This window comes from Nocardioides furvisabuli (assembly GCF_021083185.1).
Taxonomy (GTDB): domain Bacteria; phylum Actinomycetota; class Actinomycetes; order Propionibacteriales; family Nocardioidaceae; genus Nocardioides; species Nocardioides furvisabuli.
Genome location: NZ_JAIGQB010000025.1, coordinates 1 through 1,421 on the forward strand (window position 1 = coordinate 1; position 1,421 = coordinate 1,421).

Consider the following 1,421-nt stretch of genomic DNA (forward strand, 5'->3'; position numbering starts at 1 on the left):
CCGGCTCCCTTCTGTTGTCAACCGGTTCGGCGTAGCGTCTTCTCCGCGGGTCCGGGAAGTGGCTGATCCGAAGTGTCGATGTGCGGGTGCAGGTCGACCGCGCTGGATTGAAGAGTCGCCCCGCAGTGCCCTCCCGGACCCGTGCCAAGGTCCTCGACGGCGGCGCGTTGTGCGTCCTCGATGAGCTGTCGGTAGATCGCGTCGGAGATCCTGCGCTTGAGGCACCTGATCGCTTCGAGGGACTTCTTGCCCTCGGCTCGCTTGCGTCGGTAGTAGACGCGGCCGTCGGTGTCGAGGCGGATCTGGCTCATCGCAGCGATATGGATCATGTGGTTCATCCGCCGGTTCCCGGCACGCGACAAGCGGTGCCGGTTCTGCTCACCCGAGGACGCGTCGAGGGGTGCGGTGCCGGTCCAGGACGCGAACCGGTTGCGGTCGGCGAACCGGGTGACGTCACCGACGTCGGCCAACGTCCTTGCAGCGACAACGGGTCCGACGCCGTGGATATCCATCAGCCGTGAGCCGCGGGCGAGCACGATGGCCTTCAACTCGGCGGTGGACCTTTTGATCTTGGCCTCGACTGCGATCAGTTCGGCGAGCTCTTCTGCGGCGATGCGGCGGCGGGTCTTGCCGGCGATGTCACGGGGTCGGACTGAGGCGAGCATGGTCTTGGCCTGACCGGTGGTGAGGTCGCGTTTCGCCTGTCCTGGCAGGAGTTCTGCGAGCAACGCCTGGAGCCGGTCGACGGTTTGGACCCGCCGCCGGGTGAGTGCTTCGCGTCGGTCGGTGAGCATCCGCAGTGCCTCGAGCTCGCCATCGAGTTGCAGCACGCGCAGGTTCTTGGTGCGTACCGCGACGGCCGCGACCGCGTGGGCGTCGTGGGCGTCGGTCTTGCGGTTGTGGCCGGTGTCGAAGAGTCGGACCCGAGCAGACAGCTTGGCCGGGACGTCGACGACCTGCTCACCGTCCTCCAACAAACGCTGCGCGAGCGGGCGGCCAGCGCCGTTGGCTCCCTCGACGGCCCAGACCCGGTCCGGCCAGGTCTTCGCGTAGCTGCGCATCGCTGCGTAACCGGCACGGTCGGTGGTGAACCGCCCCGACCCGAGCAACCTTTCGTGCTGGTCGACGACCTCGATCGTGGCCGACAGCTTGTGGGGATCGACCCCGATGATCACGTGCTCCGTCTGCTGTTGCATGTGCTGCTCCCGCCTGTGCTCGAACCGGATGGGCGGCGAGGTGGGCATTGCTACTACGAGCAGGGCAGTCCCTTCTTGAGCCACGCCTCGTCACGGTGACCGGCGGGCTGCAGACCGATAGTGAGCCACACCAGAAAAGCCGGTGGGCAGCCGCTTGGAGAGCTGCTCGCCGATCACCTGGACCGAGTCTGGCCAGACGTCGGTCCTACCGGAATCGTCTAGTAG

Annotated in this window: 1 protein-coding gene; it reads right to left on the reverse strand. The window is 66.8% G+C overall.

From position 1 onward, the window contains the following. Positions 1–17: 17 nt before the first annotated feature. Positions 18–1,196 (reverse strand): IS110 family RNA-guided transposase, encoded by a 1,179-nt coding sequence (locus tag K4G59_RS19725; RefSeq protein WP_231252769.1) that lies wholly within the window; start codon positions 1,194–1,196, stop codon positions 18–20. Positions 1,197–1,421 lie beyond the last annotated feature (225 nt).